This is a genomic window from Pseudomonas sp. RA_35y_Pfl2_P32 (genome assembly GCF_963970735.1).
Taxonomy (GTDB): Bacteria; Pseudomonadota; Gammaproteobacteria; order Pseudomonadales; family Pseudomonadaceae; genus Aquipseudomonas.
Genome location: NZ_CAXAQF010000137.1, coordinates 1 through 602, shown reverse-complemented (window position 1 = coordinate 602; position 602 = coordinate 1). Strand labels below are relative to the sequence as shown.

1 protein-coding gene is annotated in these 602 nt (G+C 65.3%); it reads left to right on the top strand.

The genetic code is table 11. The annotated features are described in order from the left end of the window. Nucleotides 1-602: PAS domain-containing protein (locus AACY45_RS27505; protein WP_339548607.1), on the top strand; the 602-nt coding region annotated here is incomplete at both ends.

Here is a 602-nt window from a genome sequence, read left to right as displayed (position 1 = left end):
CGCTGGGATGGTCCGCCGAACATATCCTGGGCCGCGATTCGCAATGGTTGCGCCATCCCGAAGACACTGGTGGCAGTGCCGCCGAGATCGCACGCATCGCCGCCGCCGAAACGACCCACCGGCTGGAGAAGCGCTTGCGGACCAGGGAGGGCGACTACCGCACCTTTGCGTGGAAAACCATGATGTTCGGGGACCGACTCTACACCAGCGCCCGCGACATTACCGAGGAGCGGCGACAGCATCAGGAGTTGCTGGCGGCCGAAACGCGCACGCGGATGGTGCTGCAGGCGATGGACGGGGTGGGGGTGTGGACCTACGATATGGCGAACGACCGTTTCGAGAGCGATAGCGAGTTTGCCGCGCTATACGGTTTCAGCCCGGAGCATGTGGCGCGGGGCGTTACGCTGGCGGACGTGATGGCGCGCATCCACCCGCAGGACCTGCCCAAGATGCAGGCTACAATCGCGCATGTCCGTGCGACTGGCGGCGACGGTGCCAATGAATATCGTCTGCAACTGCCCGACGGCAGTGTGCGCTGGATAATGGCGCGCAACCACGTGCTGCGCGACCCGGACGGCAAGCCGGGCAAGGTCGTCGGTGTC